The 15253-nt window shown below is 66.5% G+C and carries 16 protein-coding genes; all 16 read left to right on the forward strand.

Features of this window, described 5'->3' with window-relative positions; all coding sequences use genetic code 11:
• Nucleotides 1-360 precede the first annotated feature (360 nt).
• The 16 genes from pyrH to RWX87_RS00700 all read left to right on the forward strand — a co-directional run bounded on the left by pyrH (nucleotide 361) and on the right by RWX87_RS00700 (nucleotide 15253).
• The gene (pyrH, locus tag RWX87_RS00625; protein WP_314685832.1) at nucleotides 361-1107 is read left to right on the forward strand and encodes a UMP kinase; all 747 of its coding nucleotides are present in this window, start codon (nucleotides 361-363) and stop codon (nucleotides 1105-1107) included.
• 81 nt (nucleotides 1108-1188) lie between these two features.
• The gene (frr, locus tag RWX87_RS00630) at nucleotides 1189-1743 is read left to right on the forward strand and encodes a ribosome recycling factor (RefSeq protein WP_314685833.1); all 555 of its coding nucleotides are present in this window, start codon (nucleotides 1189-1191) and stop codon (nucleotides 1741-1743) included.
• Nucleotides 1744-1777: 34 nt separating this feature from the next.
• Nucleotides 1778-2770 (forward strand): phosphatidate cytidylyltransferase, encoded by a 993-nt coding sequence (locus tag RWX87_RS00635; RefSeq protein ID WP_314685834.1) that lies wholly within the window; start codon nucleotides 1778-1780, stop codon nucleotides 2768-2770.
• A 302-nt stretch (nucleotides 2771-3072) separates the two neighbouring features.
• Nucleotides 3073-4215 carry a 23S rRNA (adenine(2503)-C(2))-methyltransferase RlmN gene (gene rlmN / locus RWX87_RS00640; protein ID WP_399552263.1) on the forward strand — a complete coding sequence of 381 codons (1143 nt, stop codon included), beginning with the start codon at nucleotides 3073-3075 and terminating at the stop codon, nucleotides 4213-4215.
• Nucleotides 4216-4311: 96 nt separating this feature from the next.
• Nucleotides 4312-5097: an imidazole glycerol phosphate synthase subunit HisF gene (gene hisF / locus RWX87_RS00645; RefSeq protein ID WP_314685836.1), complete on the forward strand. Its 786-nt coding sequence runs from the start codon at nucleotides 4312-4314 to the stop codon at nucleotides 5095-5097.
• 115 nt (nucleotides 5098-5212) lie between these two features.
• Nucleotides 5213-5626, forward strand: a complete 414-nt coding sequence (gene hisI / locus RWX87_RS00650; protein ID WP_314685919.1) for a phosphoribosyl-AMP cyclohydrolase — start codon at nucleotides 5213-5215, stop codon at nucleotides 5624-5626.
• Nucleotides 5623-7179, forward strand: a complete 1557-nt coding sequence (gene trpE / locus RWX87_RS00655) for an anthranilate synthase component I (RefSeq protein ID WP_314685837.1) — start codon at nucleotides 5623-5625, stop codon at nucleotides 7177-7179. Before hisI ends, trpE begins: the two co-directional genes overlap by 4 nt.
• A gap of 111 nt (nucleotides 7180-7290) precedes the next feature.
• Nucleotides 7291-9384, forward strand: coding sequence for a tryptophan synthase subunit beta (gene trpB, locus RWX87_RS00660; RefSeq protein ID WP_314685838.1), 2094 nt, complete (start codon nucleotides 7291-7293; stop codon nucleotides 9382-9384).
• 5 nt (nucleotides 9385-9389) lie between these two features.
• Nucleotides 9390-10298 carry a tryptophan synthase subunit alpha gene (gene trpA / locus RWX87_RS00665; RefSeq protein ID WP_314685839.1) on the forward strand — a complete coding sequence of 303 codons (909 nt, stop codon included), beginning with the start codon at nucleotides 9390-9392 and terminating at the stop codon, nucleotides 10296-10298.
• Between the two features lie 97 nt (nucleotides 10299-10395).
• Nucleotides 10396-11424, forward strand: a complete 1029-nt coding sequence (gene lgt, locus RWX87_RS00670) for a prolipoprotein diacylglyceryl transferase (protein ID WP_314685840.1) — start codon at nucleotides 10396-10398, stop codon at nucleotides 11422-11424.
• Nucleotides 11425-11490: 66 nt separating this feature from the next.
• Entirely contained in the window at nucleotides 11491-12156 is a 666-nt protein-coding gene (rpe, locus tag RWX87_RS00675) for a ribulose-phosphate 3-epimerase (RefSeq protein WP_314685841.1), read from the forward strand.
• 35 nt (nucleotides 12157-12191) lie between these two features.
• Entirely contained in the window at nucleotides 12192-12455 is a 264-nt protein-coding gene (locus tag RWX87_RS00680) for a phosphoribosyl-ATP diphosphatase (protein ID WP_314685842.1), read from the forward strand.
• A 30-nt stretch (nucleotides 12456-12485) separates the two neighbouring features.
• Nucleotides 12486-13337 carry an ATP phosphoribosyltransferase gene (gene hisG, locus RWX87_RS00685; RefSeq protein WP_314685843.1) on the forward strand — a complete coding sequence of 284 codons (852 nt, stop codon included), beginning with the start codon at nucleotides 12486-12488 and terminating at the stop codon, nucleotides 13335-13337.
• A 10-nt stretch (nucleotides 13338-13347) separates the two neighbouring features.
• A complete protein-coding gene (locus RWX87_RS00690; RefSeq protein ID WP_314685844.1) occupies nucleotides 13348-13959 on the forward strand; it encodes a CDP-alcohol phosphatidyltransferase family protein in 612 nt (203 codons plus the stop codon).
• A gap of 2 nt (nucleotides 13960-13961) precedes the next feature.
• Nucleotides 13962-14921 (forward strand): DUF881 domain-containing protein, encoded by a 960-nt coding sequence (locus tag RWX87_RS00695; protein WP_399552262.1) that lies wholly within the window; start codon nucleotides 13962-13964, stop codon nucleotides 14919-14921.
• A complete protein-coding gene (locus RWX87_RS00700; RefSeq protein ID WP_314685921.1) occupies nucleotides 14921-15253 on the forward strand; it encodes a small basic family protein in 333 nt (110 codons plus the stop codon). Before RWX87_RS00695 ends, RWX87_RS00700 begins: the two co-directional genes overlap by 1 nt.

Raw genomic sequence — 15253 nt, forward strand, 5'->3', positions numbered from 1 at the left:
CGGACGGCCGCCCGGGGTCCGCACAGCCCGTGTTGCACGCCCCCGCCGCGCCGCATCCGGGGGGGGTCCCCCCCGGTAAGTCGGATGCTCCCGCCCGATTCGCCTTCGTCCGGACCTTCATCGGACCTTCCGTCATGCGTTCGCCGTGTGGGCGCGCGCAGACCCCGTGGTGTGCGCAGGGACATCGCGGAAGCGACGGGGCGCAGTGGCTCAAACCGCCGCTTTCCGATGAGTGGCCGACCCCTCCCGTCCTCGAGCCCATCGGGATGGACTCACCCCTCCGTCTGTCGCGATCGCCGTGTAGCCTTGCCATGGTTCGATTCCGGGCGCGTGCGCGCCGTGGACAGGGGGTCTGTTGACATGGCGGACGAGATGGCCGAGGGTTCACGGCGCGTTCTTCTCAAGCTCTCCGGTGAGGCCTTCGGCGGAGGATCGGTCGGCGTCGACACGCATATCGTCCGTCGCATCGCCCGCGAGATAGCGGTTGCGGTCGGCCAGGGGGTGCAGGTGGCCATCGTCGTGGGGGGAGGCAACTTCTTCCGTGGCGCCGAGCTCCAGCAGGCGGGGATCGACCGCAGTCGCGGAGACTACATGGGGATGCTGGGGACCGTGATGAACTGCCTCGCGCTGCAGGACTTCCTCGAGCAGGAGGGGCAGGCGACGCGGGTCCAGACCGCCATCGCCATGGGGCAGGTGGCCGAGCCCTACATCCCCCTCAAGGCCATCCGCCATCTGGAGAAGGGGCGCGTCGTGATCTTCGGCGCCGGCGCCGGCATGCCGTACTTCTCCACCGACACCGTCTCCATCCAGAGGTCGCTGGAGATCCACTGCGACGAGGTGCTGATGGGCAAGAACGGCGTGGACGGCGTCTACACCGCCGATCCCCGTCGCGATTCCACGGCCCGTCGCTTCACCTCTCTGAGCTACACCCGCGCCCTGGTCGACAACCTGTCGGTGATGGACGCCTCGGCGTTGTCCATGGCCCGCGACAACGGCAAACGCATCCGTGTCTTCGGCCTGGAGGGCGATGGCAACGTGACGAGGGCCCTTCTTGGGGAGCCGATCGGCACGCTGGTGTCGGACGTCGAGTCTAGCGTGGCCGGGTAAGGAAGACCTCGGCCGGTACACGGCATTCACCGTCGAATGACGGCCACACCGGGACGAGTTCCCAGAATCGGAAGGATCATCATGGCATCAGCGATAACCCAGGCGAAGGAGCAGATGGCCAAGTCGGTCGAGGCGACCAAGGAGAACTTCTCCGGCATCCGCACGGGACGCGCCAATCCCGGTCTTCTCAACGGACTCACCGTGGACTACTACGGGGTTCCCACGCCCATCAAGTCGGTCGCGTCCATCGGGGTGCCGGAGCCGCGCACCCTGTCGGTCACGCCCTACGACGCCTCGCAGGCCAACGCCGTGGAGAAGGCCATCCGCGACTCGGATCTGGGCGTGAGCCCCCGGCGCGACGGCAACGTCATCCGCATCACCATGCCGGAGCTGACGGAGGATCGTCGACGCGAGTACGTCAAGCTCGCCAAGACCAAGGCGGAGGACGGCAAGGTGGCCGTGCGCAACATCCGGCGCAAGGCCAAGGAGGAGATCGACCGCAGCGTCAAGGACGGCGGGATGGGGGAGGACGAGGGGGACCGTCTTCTCAAGGAGCTCGACAAGCTCACCCGGCAGGTCACCGACCAGCTTGACGAGCTGTTCGAGACCAAGCGCGGCGAGATCATGGAGGTCTGACCCTGTCCGGGTCGACGCATCCGAAGGACGGCCGATGAGCGTTCGCAGACCGCATGACGATTCCCCGGAGGACGTGGAGCAGGTCGTCGAGCAGATCAACCGCAGGGCCGGCAGGAACATGCCCCAGGCGGTGGCGACGGCGGCCGTGCTCGTCGTCATCATCCTCGCCTGCCTATGGATCAGCATGGACCTCTTCCTGCTGCTGATCGTGGTTTTCATGATTCTCGCCCTGTGGGAGCTGCGCGTCGACTTCGCCACGGTGGGACTTCACATCCCCGTGGTGACCCTCTGGATCTGCTCCACCGCGACCCTGGTCGTCACCTACTACTCGTCGCGGCATGTGATGGCGATGACGGTCGCCATGGCTCTGTCGATGCTCGCCGTGGTCGTCATGTCCACCATGACGCTCAGCTTCGGCAACCGGCTCTCCCTGGCGGTGGCGGACAAGCTGGCCAGCGCCGAGCCATCGGCCCGTACCGAATCGTCGTTCAACCATGAGACGGGGGAGCTTCACCACAGCAGGCTGAGCCATATGGCCGTGTCGATGTTCTCGCTGATGTACGTCCCGCTTCTGGCCTCCTGCATAGTACTGCCGCTGACCTTCAACGGTCATCATTTCGCGCATGCGCTGGTCCTCGTGTTCCTTCCCGCCCTGAGCGACACCGGGGGACTGTTCGCCGGTGCGTGGTTCGGACGGCACAGGCTCTCGCCGCGCATCTCGCCCAAGAAATCGGTGGAGGGTCTCGCCGGATCCATGCTGCTCGCCACGATCGGAGCCTATGCGATCTTCGTCTGCACATGGTCCCACCGTTGGGCTGACCGCTGGTGGGTTCCTCTGGTGGCGGGCGTCATGGTCGGCATCGTCGGCACGTTCGGCGATCTGTGCGCCTCCATGCTCAAACGGGACATCGGCATCAAGGACATGGGACATCTGCTCAAGGGGCACGGGGGGGTCATGGATCGGGTCGATTCCATTCTGCTGTCCGCCCCGTTCCTCGCCGCCCTGCTATGGATGGTGGGGCTATGAGGCTTCTCGCCGGGAAGTCCGGTCGTCGCAATGCCGAAGCCGGTCGTCGCAGCCATGCCCGTGACGTCGATGGGGGCATCGGATGAATCGCCGGACGGGTCTGTTCGGATGACGGGCGGGCACTCATGCCCACGAGACGGAGGAATGCGGTGACGCAGGAGAATGGCAGGGATGAAGCTCGGTCCGACGAGGCCGACGACACCGCCGACGACACCCGGGAGGACGTTCCGGCCCCAACCGTCTCACGGTCTCGGCACCCCTCATTCCCGGAGCGCAGGGCATCGTCTTCTGAATTCCGGGAGGTGCTGGCGTCCGGGCGTCACCGACGAGGCAGGCCGCAGCGCCATCTTGCCGACATGAGCGACGCCGAGGCCGCGGAGGCCATGGCCTCTTTCGGCCTCCCGCAATTCCGCGCACGGCAGCTGGCTTCGCACTACTACGGTCATCTCGACGTGGACGTCAGCGGCTTCACTGACCTTCCGGCCGACCGGAGGGAGGAGATCGGCAGGCTTTTCCTTCCGCCTCTGATCACCGAGGTCACCCATCAGACGGCCGACGAGGGCATGACCATCAAGACGCTGTGGCGTCTGTTCGACGGTTCGCTCATCGAATCGGTCCTCATGCGCTATCCCACCCGTGCCACGCTGTGCATCTCCAGCCAGGTCGGATGCGGGATGGGGTGTCCCTTCTGCGCCACGGGAGGGCTGGGACTCACCAGGAACCTGTCGACCGCGGAGATTCTCGAGCAGGTCCGCGTCGCCGCCCGCATGATGCGTGACGGGCAGGTCGCCGGAGGCCCCGGACGGCTGAGCAACGTGGTGTTCATGGGCGAGGGCGAGCCCATGGCCAACTACCGGTCGGTCGTTACCGCGGTGCGGCGCATCTCTGCGCCGGAAACGAAGGGGTTCGGCATCTCCGCGAGGAACATCACGGTGTCCACCGTCGGGGTGGTCCCCGGCATCCGCAGGCTTTCGGCCGAGGGGCTGCCCATCCGGCTTGCCGTGTCGCTGCATGCGCCCGACGACGCCCTGCGTGACGAGCTGGTCCCGATGAACAGACGCTTCGACACCGCGCAGGTGCTTGACGCGGCGCATGACTACTTCCTTGCGACGAAGCGTCGCGTGAGCATCGAATACGCGCTGATGCGGGGCATCAACGACCAGGAACGGCACGCCCGGGAGCTGGCGAGACGGCTCAACCACTACGGGGACGACTGGGTGCACGTCAACCCCATCCCGCTGAACCCCATCGAGGGGTCACGGTGGACGGCGTCGAAGCCGGAGGACGAGGACCGATTCCTCGAAGTGCTTCATGCCGCCGGCATCACGGCCACCCTGCGTGACACTCGGGGCAGCGACATCGACGGCGCCTGCGGCCAGCTCGCCGCACGTGCCGTGGAGGGAGCCGGACAGACGATGGACGGGGACGTTCCGACCGTCTCCTGATCGTCGCTGCTCCATCGGAGGGGCCACCCCTTTTGACGAAGGGGGTCGCTAGGCTGGACTCCAGCGCCGGCGGGCGCCAGGCCGAGGGAGGTTTCCATGTCGTTGGCTGTTCGTGTCATCCCATGTCTTGACGTGGACGCCGGACGCGTCGTCAAGGGCGTGCATTTCGATCACCTCCGCGACGCCGGGGACCCCGTGGAACTTGCTGCGGAATACTACCGCCAGGGGGCCGACGAGCTCACCTTCCTCGACGTCACGGCCTCCAGCTCGCATCGCCGGACGATGGTCGACGTCGTCAGCCGCACCTCCGAGCGCCTGTTCATCCCACTCACCGTCGGCGGGGGCGTGCGCAGCGTCGAGGACGTCGATTCGCTGCTGCGTTGCGGAGCCGACAAGGTGGGCGTCAATACGGCGGCGATCAACGACCCCACCCTGATCGAGCGCATCGCGCGTCGATTCGGCAACCAGGTGCTCGTCCTCTCCGTCGATGCACGGCGCGAACGCGGCGAGCGCCATACGGCCTCGGGGTACGAGGTCACGACGATGGGCGGAAGGACGTCCACGGGCATCGATGCCCTGTGGTGGGTGCGACGGGCCCAGGAGCTGGGAGCCGGCGAGATTCTCCTCAATTCGATGGACGCCGATGGCACGCGTGACGGCTTCGATCTCGAGATGATCCGGGATGTGCGGCAGGAGGTCACCATCCCCCTCATCGCCAGCGGCGGCGCCGGCAGACCGGAGGACTTCCCCCCGGCCGTGGCCGCCGGAGCCGACGCCGTGCTCGCCGCCTCGGTGTTCCATTTCGGCGTGATGACCATCGCCGACGTCAAAGGCGAACTCAGACGCGCCGGATACACGGTAAGAGCGGTCCCGGGAGCCTGACCGACCCGGACAGGACGAACCGGGGAACGCATCAGGCGTCCCCGGACATGTGATCGGCGGTGCCGCGAAGGCGGCGGGACGCAGAACGGAAGACGATATGGCTCAGTCCACACGCATGTCGGTGGCAGCATCGGACTCGGAGACCCGGGATCGGCTCGACCCCGCGATAGCCTCACGGCTCAAGCGCGACCCGAAAGGGCTCGTCGTGGCCGTGGTGCAGCAGTACGACACCCATGAGGTGCTGATGGTGGGGTACATGAACGACGAGGCGCTGCGTCGCACGCTGAGCACTGGCCGCGTGAGCTTCTGGTCCCGTTCACGTCAGGAGTTCTGGCGCAAGGGCGACACCTCGGGGCACGTCCAGTACGTCAAGGGCGTGTCGCTCGACTGCGACGGCGATGCGCTGCTCGTCGAGGTCGACCAGGTGGGCGCCGCCTGCCACACCGGGGCGCACTCCTGTTTCGACGCCGGCGGCCCCCTGCCGGTCGTGGAGGGGCATCGCACCCCGGAGCAGGAGGATGAAAGATGACGCAGTGCAGCGTGAAGGATTTGGGATGGGGCCAGACATGGCCGGATCGCGCCACCTTCCATGCCTTGGCCGACGAGGGATACCGGGTCATCCCCATAGTCCGGCGGCTGCTCGCCGATTCGCTCACGCCGGTCGGACTGTATGAACGGCTTGCGGGGGGACGAAGCGGCACCTTCATCCTCGAATCCGCGGAATACGGTGGGTCCTGGAGCCGCTACAGCTTCATCGGCGTCGACTCGATGGCCCAGTTGCGTTCCGACCGTGGCCGTGCGGCCTGGCTGGGGACGGTTCCCGCCGGGATCCCGCGCGAGGGGGATGCCATCGAGGTGGCCCATGCCGCGCTCAAGGTGCTTCGGGCCCCCCATGTCGAAGGCCTTCCCAACCTCACCGGCGGTCTGGTCGGATCGGTCGGATGGGACGCCATCCGGCACTGGGAGCCGACGCTGAGGGCCCAGGCCCCGGACGAGACGGGGCAGCCCGAGCTCGCCCTGTCGCTCGCCACCGACGTGGCCGTCGTCGACCATGTGTCGGGTTCGGTCTGGCTGGTCGCGAACGCCGTCAACGTCGATGACCGTCCCACGCGGGCCGATGAGGCCTACCACGGTGCCGTGGCCCGGCTCGACCGCATGCAGAGGGCGGCGGCCACGCCCGTCGACGGCGAGACGAGGGTGAGCGTGCTGGACCCCGACGCGCCGACCCCCGAGCTGCGCTTCCGCACGCCGAAGGACCGGTACGAGCGGTCGGTGGAGGCCGCGAAGCGGCATATCGTCGAGGGCGACGTGTTCCAGGTCGTCATCTCCCAGAGACTCGACATCGACTCCCCGGCGGACCCCTTCGACGTCTATCGGGTGCTGCGCACTCTCAATCCCAGCCCTTATATGTACTTCTTCGCTCTCACCGATCCGCAGGGGCGCGACTTCTCCGTCATCGGATCGAGTCCGGAGACGCTGATCAAGGTCGACGACGGTCATGTCATGACCTTCCCCATCGCCGGCTCGCGCCCGCGCGGGAACACGCCCGAGGAGGACGAGCGGCTCTCCCAGGAGCTGCTCGCCGACCCCAAGGAGCGCAGCGAGCACATCATGCTCGTCGACCTGTCGCGCAACGACCTCAGCCGCGTGTGCGTGCCGGACAGCGTGGAGGTCGTCTCCCTCATGGACATCAGGCGCTTCAGCCACATCATGCACATCTGCTCCACGGTGACGGGACGCGTGGCGCCCGGGGTGGGCACCTTCGACGTGTTCACCTCGGCCTTCCCCGCGGGCACCCTGTCGGGCGCCCCGAAGCCGCGGGCGGTGGACATCATCGACGAGCTCGAGCCGGCGGACCGTGGCATCTATGGCGGCACGGTGGGCTACTTCGACTTCTCAGGGAACATGGACATGGCCATTGCGATCCGGACGGCCTTCCTGCGCGACCATGAGGCTTCGGTGCAGGCGGGTGCCGGCATCGTGCTCGACTCCGTGCCGGCCAACGAATGGCAGGAGACCCGCAACAAGGCGGAGGCGAGCGTCGAGGCCGTGCAGATCGCGGCCAGGCTGCGCAACCTGTGAGATTCGGCCGGGCGGGCCGTCCCGATGGCCCGCCGAAGGATCCGGGGCCGATCCACGGCATTCCACGTCGGCGACTACAGTTGCCCGAAGGCACAAGCGAAGGAGAGGACTGTGACGGTACTCGACGATCTGATGGCGGGAGCCCTGCAGGATGCGCGGACCCGGGAACGGGACGTGTCCCTGGATGAGGTGCGGAAGGCCGCCGTCGCGGCGTCCGCGCCCCTGGACGCCCGGGCGTGGCTCCGTCGGGATGACGCCGTTCCGGTGATCGCCGAGATCAAGCGGTCATCCCCGTCCAAGGGCCATCTTGCGGACATCCCCGATCCGGGCGCACTGGCGCGTGACTACGAAAGGGGCGGAGCCTCGGCGATCTCCGTGCTTACGGAGCGGCGTCGTTTCCTCGGATCCCTCGGGGATCTTGACGTGGTGCGCTCCTCCGTGCATGTCCCTGTGCTGCGCAAGGACTTCATCGCCACGGACTATCAGGTCTGGGAGGCCAGGGCCCACGGCGCCGACCTCGTGCTGCTCATCGTGGCCGGCCTGGACGACGCCACGCTGCGTCGGCTGCTCGACCTTGTCCACGAGCTCGGCATGACGGCGCTGGTCGAGGCGCACACCCGCGAGGAGATCGATCGGGCGATCGCGGCCGGGGCCTCGGTGATCGGCGTGAACGCCCGCAACCTCAAGGACCTGAGGGTCGATGTGAACCGCTATCGGCAGCTTGCCGACGACCTTCCGGCGGATGTCATCCGCGTTGCCGAGTCCGGAATCTTCGGAAGCGTCGAAGTGGAGGACTACGCGCGGGCGGGCGCGGACGCCGTCCTCGTCGGCGAAGGCGTCGCCACCGCCGACGATCACGCCCTTGCCGTCTCCCGGCTCGTCGCGGCGGGCCATCGCGTGCGCGCCTCGGAGAGCCTTCCTCTCAGCACTCATCAGGGACCGTATTTCGGACGATTCGGCGGACGCTACGTCCCCGAGGCCCTGGTCGGTGCCCTTGACGAGCTCGAAGGCGTGTACGAGGAGGCCAAGGCCGATCCCGCGTTCCATCGGGAGTTCGCCCGGCTCAACCACCAGTACGTCGGACGTCCCTCGCCGCTGACGGAGGCCCCGGGCTTCGCTGCCCTGCTCAACAGGAGGGTCGGCGTCCACGCGCGCGTCTTCCTCAAGCGCGAGGACCTCAACCACACCGGCGCCCACAAGATCAACAACGCCCTGGGACAGGCCCTTCTCGTCAGGCGCATGGGCAAGCACCGCGTCATCGCCGAGACGGGCGCCGGGCAGCACGGCGTCGCCACGGCGACGGTCTGCGCCCTGCTCGGTCTTCGATGCCGCATCTACATGGGACAGATCGACGCGAGACGCCAGGCTCTCAACGTGGCGCGCATGCGTCTGCTCGGCGCCGAGGTCGTCGAGGTCACGCAGGGCACCCGCATCCTCAAGGACGCCATCAACGAGGCCCTGCGCGACTGGGTCACCAACGTGGAGGACACCCACTATCTGCTCGGTACGGTCGCGGGCCCCCATCCCTTCCCGACCATGGTGCGCGACTTCCAGAAGATCATCGGCGAGGAGGCCAAAAGCCAGCTGAAGAACGATTTCGGCATCGACCATCCGGACGCCATCTGCGCCTGCGTGGGCGGCGGATCCAACGCCATCGGCGTCATGAACGCCTTCCTTGATGACGACCGCGTCCAGCTGTACGGATTCGAGGCCGGCGGACATGGACCCGAATCCGGCGAGCACGCCATCCGCTTCGCCCCCGGCACCGGCCAGCTCGGCGTCTTCCAGGGCGCGAAGTCCTATCTGCTGGAGAACGACGAGGGGCAGACCCTCGACACCTATTCGATCTCGGCGGGCCTCGACTATGCCTCCGTCGGTCCCGAACACGCCTGGCTCAAGGAGCTCGGCCGGGTCCACTATTCGTGGGCGACCGATGACGAGGCGATGGGTGCCTTCAAGGACCTGTGCGAGACCGAGGGGATCATCCCGGCCATCGAAAGCGCGCATGCCGTCGCGGGCGCCTACAAAGCCGCCGCCGACCTCAAGGCCAGGGGGGTCGACAGCCCCGTGATGATCGTCAACGTCTCGGGTCGGGGGGACAAGGACGTGGCCACCGCCGGACGGTGGTTCGGCTATCTCACCGACGAGCAGAGCAGGGCGCTGGAGGCCAATGGGTCCCATGGCACCTCGGTGGACGGGAAGTGAACACCATGACGAACCATATGACGGCAGGCCTCGCCTCGGATGAGACGGCCACGACCACACCCTCGGGACAGCCTCTGGGAATCAGCCATCGGCCCAGTCCGACGGCGGCGCGTCTCGATGAGCTGAAGTCCACCGAGAACAGACCCGCCTTCATCGGGTATCTCCCCTATGGCTTCCCCGATTCGGCGACATCGCTCGAGGCCCTGCGCACGATCGTGCGCAACGGCGTCGACGTGGTCGAGATAGGACTGCCTTATTCCGATCCCGTCATGGATGGCCCGGTCATCCAGAAGGCCTCGCAGATCGCCATCGGCGCGGGGGAGCGGATCGCGCACGTGTTCGAGGCCGTGCAGGCGGTCGCGGAGGCCGGTGCCGTTCCGTTGGTGATGAGCTATTGGAACCTCATCCTCCACTTCGGGGTGACGCGCTTCGCGCGCGAGTTCGCCGAGGCCGGCGGCGCCGGCCTCATCACCCCCGATCTCATCCCCGACGAGGCCGGCGAGTGGATCGAATCCTCGGATCGCTATGGTCTGGACCGGATCTTCCTCGTGTCTCCCGATTCCACCGACGGGCGGCTCCAAGTGGCGGCCGCCAACGCCCGAGGCTTCGTCTACGCGGCCTCCCGCATGGGGGTCACGGGAGAGCGGTCGACCATGTCCACGTCCCCCGAAAGGCTTGTGGCCCGCACGCGCGCGGCCGGGGCGGACCGCGTCTGCGTCGGCATCGGCGTGTCGACGGCTGAGCAGGCCAGGCATGTCGGCTCCTACGCGGACGGCGTCATCGTGGGCTCCGCGCTGGTCCATACGCTGCTGGAGGATGACGGATCCCTCAAGGATCCCGTGCGCGGGCTTGAGGATCTGGCGGCGCGCACCCGCGAGCTCGCCGAAGGGGTCCGTTCGGCGCGGAAGGGCTGAGGGTCCAGGAGAGCGACCGCCGGAGGACCATGCGGGCGATGGACCGCGTTCGTCGCGGCACCGCCGCGTCGAAGGAACGAGACGAGGGAGAGCAGGAATGACGCTGGCGTATATACCGTCCCCGACGGTGTCCGAGTTCACGATCGGCCCCATCACCATTCACATCTACGCGCTGTGCATGCTCGCCGGCATCATCGCCGCGGTGACGATCCTCACCGTGCGGTGGAGGCGAATGGGAGGCACCTTCGACCAGGTCCTCGACGTCACCCTGTGCGCCGTTCCCGCCGGAATCGTGGGAGCGCGGCTGTATCACGTCGTTACCACGCCGGAGCGCTTCTTCGGGCCGAACGGCGACTGGGTGGAGATCTTCCGCATCTGGCATGGTGGCCTGGGAATCTGGGGATCCATCCTCTTCGGCGCCCTGGGAGCCTGGGCGTGGTGCCGGCACCGGCGTTATCCCATGGCCCTGCTCGCCGATGCCGTGGCTCCCGGTCTTCTCGTCGCCCAGGCCATCGGTCGACTCGGCAACTGGTTCAACCAGGAGCTCTACGGGGCTCCGACCACGCTGCCATGGGGACTGAAGATCAACTCCTCGGGAAGTGCCATCGGATCCAGCGAGGAGTGCTACGACGGATCGACCTGCCCCACGGGAACGCTGTTCCAGCCCACGTTCCTCTACGAGATGATCTGGAACCTCATCGGTGCCGCGCTGCTGGTCATCATCGGGCGCAAAGCCGCGGACCGACTGCGTGCGGGCTCGATCTTCGCCCTGTACGTCATGTGGTACACGGCCGGACGCACCTGGATCGAGACGCTGCGCATCGACTTCGCGCACGAGTTTCTCGGTGTGCGCATCAACGTATGGGTGTCGATGGTGGTGTTCGTCCTCGGCGTCGTGGCCTTCATCGTCATTCAGCGGGTGGGCTCCTCCGCCGCTGACCTGCGCAGGGGACTGCAGGCCGTCACCGTGGCCGAGGCGGCTGCCGAAGGCCGGAGCCATCCCGTGGGAGGCGACACGCCCCAGCAGGGGGTCCCGCAGGAGGACACCGGCGGAGATGCGGTGCGCGGGGACGGGGAGAAGCCGCGGGGTGATGGGGAATCGGATGCGGAATCCGCGGAATCCTAGGACGATTCGGCACCACGCCGACCCTGAATTCCCATCCCGTCTGTCTTCCTTCCTAGAATGGGCATCATGACCATACGAATCGCACCCAGCATCCTCTCCGCGGACTTCTGCAATCTCGAGCGCGACCTTGATGCCATAGCCACGGCCGACCTCGTCCATGTGGACGTCATGGACCATCATTTCGTGCCGAATCTCACGCTTGGCGAGCCCGTCATCGCCAGGATCTGCCAGGTGACGACGCTCCCTATCGACGTGCATCTCATGATCGAGGATCCCGACCGCTGGGCGCCCGAATACGCTCGTCTGGGAGCCGCCTCCATCAGCTTCCATATGGGGGCCACGCATGCGCCCGTCAGACTCGCCCGCCAGCTGCACGAGATGGGCTGCAAGGCCTGCTTCGCGGTCCGTCCGGCCGAACCGGTCGAACCGATCTTCGACGTTCTGGACGAATTCGACATGGTTCTCGTCATGACCGTGGAGCCCGGCTTCGGCGGGCAGAGGTTCCTCGCCAACCAGATGGGCAAGGTCCGTCGCCTGCGCGACGAGATCACCAGGCGGGGCCTGGGGACCAGCATCCAGGTGGATGGGGGAGTGGGTCCCGCCACCGCGGCCACGGTGGCCGCGGCCGGAGCCGACGTGCTCGTGGCCGGCTCCGCGGTGTACGGATCCCAGGACAGAGCGAAGGCCATCGCGGACATCCGTTCCGCAGGGCAGAAGGCCTTCAGGGCATAGCCCGCGGTCGCGGGACGGAAGGAATCGGAGATCACATGAAGACGTTCGAATCGCTGTTCGCGGAGCTCAGTGACAAGGCCGAGCGGCAGGACCCCGGGTCATCCACCGTCGCGGAGCTTGCCAGAGGCACCCATGCCATCGGCAAGAAAATCGCCGAGGAGGCGGGGGAGACCTGGATCGCCGCCGAATATGAGGGAGCGGATCGGACCGCGGAGGAGATGAGCCAGCTCATCTATCATCTGCAGGTGATGATGATCGCCAAGGGCATCACGCTGGAGGACATCTACGGCAATCTGTGAGCGGCTCGAGGCCGCCCGGAGGGGACATCCATGTTAAGAATCGCCGTGCCCAACAAGGGCATGCTGTCCGAACCGTCCTGGACCATGCTCTCCGAGGCGGGATACCGCCTGCGGAGCAATCCGCGTCAGCTGGTGGTCAAGGACCCCGACAACGGCATCGAGCTGTTCTACCTGCGGCCGCTCGACATCGCGGTGTACGTAGGCAGGGGAACCATCGACGTCGGGATCACGGGACGCGACCTGCTGCTCAACTCCGGAACCGACGCGGTCGAGGATCTCCCTCTGGGATTCGGGGCATCCACCTTCCGCTTCGCCGCCCCCAGGGACTCGGCCATCTCCGAGCTGTCGGACATCGACGGCAGACGTGTGGCCAGCTCCTACGACAAGCTCGTCCATGACTATCTGGCGGCCCACGGCATCGCCGCCGACATCATCCATCTCGACGGAGCCGTGGAATCCTCGGTCCAGCTCGGGGTCGCGGACCTCATCGCCGACGTCGTGTCCACGGGGACGACGCTGCGCAATGCGGGACTGCGCGTCTTCGCCGACCCGATCCTGCATTCCGAGGCCATTCTCATCCGCTCGCCGCGCCTCGCCGAGGACGACGATGGCCTCGTCGTCCTCAAGAGGCGCATCGAGGGCGTCCTGACGGCCCACCGCTACGTTCTGATGGACTACGACATTCCCGTCTCCAAGGTCTCCCGCGCCGTGGAGGTCACGCCAGGATTCGAAAGCCCGACCATCTCGCCCCTCCATGACAAGCAGTGGTCGGCGGTGCGCGTCATGGTTCCCAAGGACAAGGTCAATCAGCTGATGGACCGTCTCTACGACGTCGGCGCGCGGGGGATCATCGTCACCGCGCTGCAGGCCTCGAGGATCTGACCAGGCGCCGATGTCCGAGGGATCCGCAGGCAGGGGGCGCCGGGAGGGGTATGGTCCGGAGCCGAGGGACGTGTATCTCACCGTCCCGAACCTCATCAGCGTGTTGCGCATCATCTCCATACCGTTCATCGCCGCGCTGATCGCAGGTCATGACATGGCCCCGGCCCTGGTCGTTCTGGGACTGTCCGCGGTGTCGGATGGCGTGGACGGCATCATCGCGCGTCGCTTCGACCAGGTCAGCCGCATCGGACAGATCCTTGACCCGCTCGCCGACAGGCTGCTCATCTTCTGCAGCATTCTCGCCCTGGGGATCGCCGGCATCATCCCCTGGTGGATGCTTCTGGTGGTGGGGCTGCGCGACTGCCTGATGGCGACCCAGATCCTCGTGCTCGCGCAGCATGACTATGGGCCCCTTCCCGTTCATTTCGTGGGCAAGTCCGGAACCGCGCTGCTGATGACGTCCATCGTCACCCTCATCATCGCGGACCTGTGGCCCGATCCCTTCGGAACGGTGCTCCATGTCATCTCCCTGTCCATCTTCATCTGGGGAATCGCCCTGTACTGGCTGGCGGGCCTGCTGTACGCGTGGCAGGGCTACGCCCTGCTCCGCCGTCGGGGGTAGGGATGGGTGCGGATATGGACGATCCCGTCAGTCTCCCCGTTGATTCGGATCGCGGACTTCTGCACTCGCGTGTCGTCTTCTCCAGGGATTCACGCCGTCTGGGCTCCCATCATGTCCTCGGACCGGACGCAGCCGATGTCGCATCCCCGATTCCCAGACGTCATGCCAACGACTATTCGCTCAGGCTCATCGATGATCTGACGAACCGTCCGGTGGATCCGCTGTTCCTGGACGCCCGTCTCATGCCTCGTCGCCGTTCCACACTGAGGACGTGGATGACCCGTGCCCTGGTCGTCGTCATCTGCATCGCCGTGGGATTCGTCGGAAGCGCCTTCGTCAGAGTGCTCAACACCGACCCCCGCAAGCAGATCCGTGCCAGCCTCGCCAAGGAGCTCGAGCAGCAGACCACCAGCCTTGATGCACTGAACTCCGAGGTCTCCTCCCTGCGTGGCAGAGTCGATGCCCAGTCGAAGAAGATCGGGGCGTCGCAGGACGATTCGGTCCTGTCGCACGACGAGATGGTGAACGGCGCGGTGGAGGTCGCGGGGGAGGGAATCATCCTCACCCTCGCCGACCCGCTGGCCGCCTCCTCGGATTCCACATCGTCGACGTCGCGTCTGAGAATCGTCACCGACGCCGATCTGCAGACCCTGGTCTCCATCCTGTGGCAGGCAGGTGCCGAGGCCATCGCCGTCAATGGTCATAGGCTGGGGGTCCAGACCTCGATTCGCACCGCGGGACAGACCATTCTCATCGGAGCGAACGGCATCGACAGCCCCTATCGCATCCAGGCGATCGGGAACAGGACGACGCTGGCCAAGGCGGTGGGTTCGGATGAGCAGAAGGAACTCTATTCGACGTTCGCCCAGGCAGGAATCTATCCGCACGTCGACAAGTCCTCGTCCATTACACTGGAAGCCGCGGCATCCGGCGAGCTCTCGTATGCCAGAAAGGACGGATGATGGCTGCTGTCCTTGGACTGATCATCGGGGTGGTGATCGGCATCTTCGTGCGTCCGGACATCCCCATCGTCATCCAGCCCTATCTTCCCGTCATGGTCGTCGCGGCGCTGGACGCCCTTCTTGGTGCGGCACGGGCATACTTCGAACGCAGCTTCTCCGACCGCGTCTTCGTCATATCCTTCGTCTCCAACGTCGTGACGGCCACCCTTCTCGTCCTGCTCGGCAATCAGCTCGGCGTCGGATCGCAGCTCCAGACCGCCGTCATCGTCGTTCTTGGAATCCGCATATTCTCCAATGTCTCGGCCATCCGACGCTTCATATTCCATGGGTGA

The sequence above is a fragment of the uncultured Bifidobacterium sp. genome, assembly GCF_963540075.1.
Lineage (GTDB): Bacteria > Actinomycetota > Actinomycetes > Actinomycetales > Bifidobacteriaceae > Bifidobacterium.

Bases quoted from the DNA above. Each gene is read 5' to 3' on its own strand.
- hisG (WP_314685843.1), top strand. From the start codon at position 12,486: ATGTTAAGAATCGCCGTGCCCAACAAGGGCATGCTGTCCGAACCGTCC.
- lgt (WP_314685840.1), top strand. From the start codon at position 10,396: ATGACGCTGGCGTATATACCGTCCCCGACGGTGTCCGAGTTCACGATC.
- RWX87_RS00695 (WP_399552262.1), top strand. From the start codon at position 13,962: ATGGGTGCGGATATGGACGATCCCGTCAGTCTCCCCGTTGATTCGGAT.
- trpE (WP_314685837.1), top strand. From the start codon at position 5,623: ATGACGCAGTGCAGCGTGAAGGATTTGGGATGGGGCCAGACATGGCCG.
- hisI (WP_314685919.1), top strand. From the start codon at position 5,213: ATGTCGGTGGCAGCATCGGACTCGGAGACCCGGGATCGGCTCGACCCC.
- RWX87_RS00700 (WP_314685921.1), top strand. From the start codon at position 14,921: ATGGCTGCTGTCCTTGGACTGATCATCGGGGTGGTGATCGGCATCTTC.
- trpA (WP_314685839.1), top strand. From the start codon at position 9,390: ATGACGAACCATATGACGGCAGGCCTCGCCTCGGATGAGACGGCCACG.
- frr (WP_314685833.1), top strand. From the start codon at position 1,189: ATGGCATCAGCGATAACCCAGGCGAAGGAGCAGATGGCCAAGTCGGTC.
- rpe (WP_314685841.1), top strand. From the start codon at position 11,491: ATGACCATACGAATCGCACCCAGCATCCTCTCCGCGGACTTCTGCAAT.
- RWX87_RS00680 (WP_314685842.1), top strand. From the start codon at position 12,192: ATGAAGACGTTCGAATCGCTGTTCGCGGAGCTCAGTGACAAGGCCGAG.
- hisF (WP_314685836.1), top strand. From the start codon at position 4,312: ATGTCGTTGGCTGTTCGTGTCATCCCATGTCTTGACGTGGACGCCGGA.
- pyrH (WP_314685832.1), top strand. From the start codon at position 361: ATGGCGGACGAGATGGCCGAGGGTTCACGGCGCGTTCTTCTCAAGCTC.
- RWX87_RS00690 (WP_314685844.1), top strand. From the start codon at position 13,348: ATGTCCGAGGGATCCGCAGGCAGGGGGCGCCGGGAGGGGTATGGTCCG.
- RWX87_RS00635 (WP_314685834.1), top strand. From the start codon at position 1,778: ATGAGCGTTCGCAGACCGCATGACGATTCCCCGGAGGACGTGGAGCAG.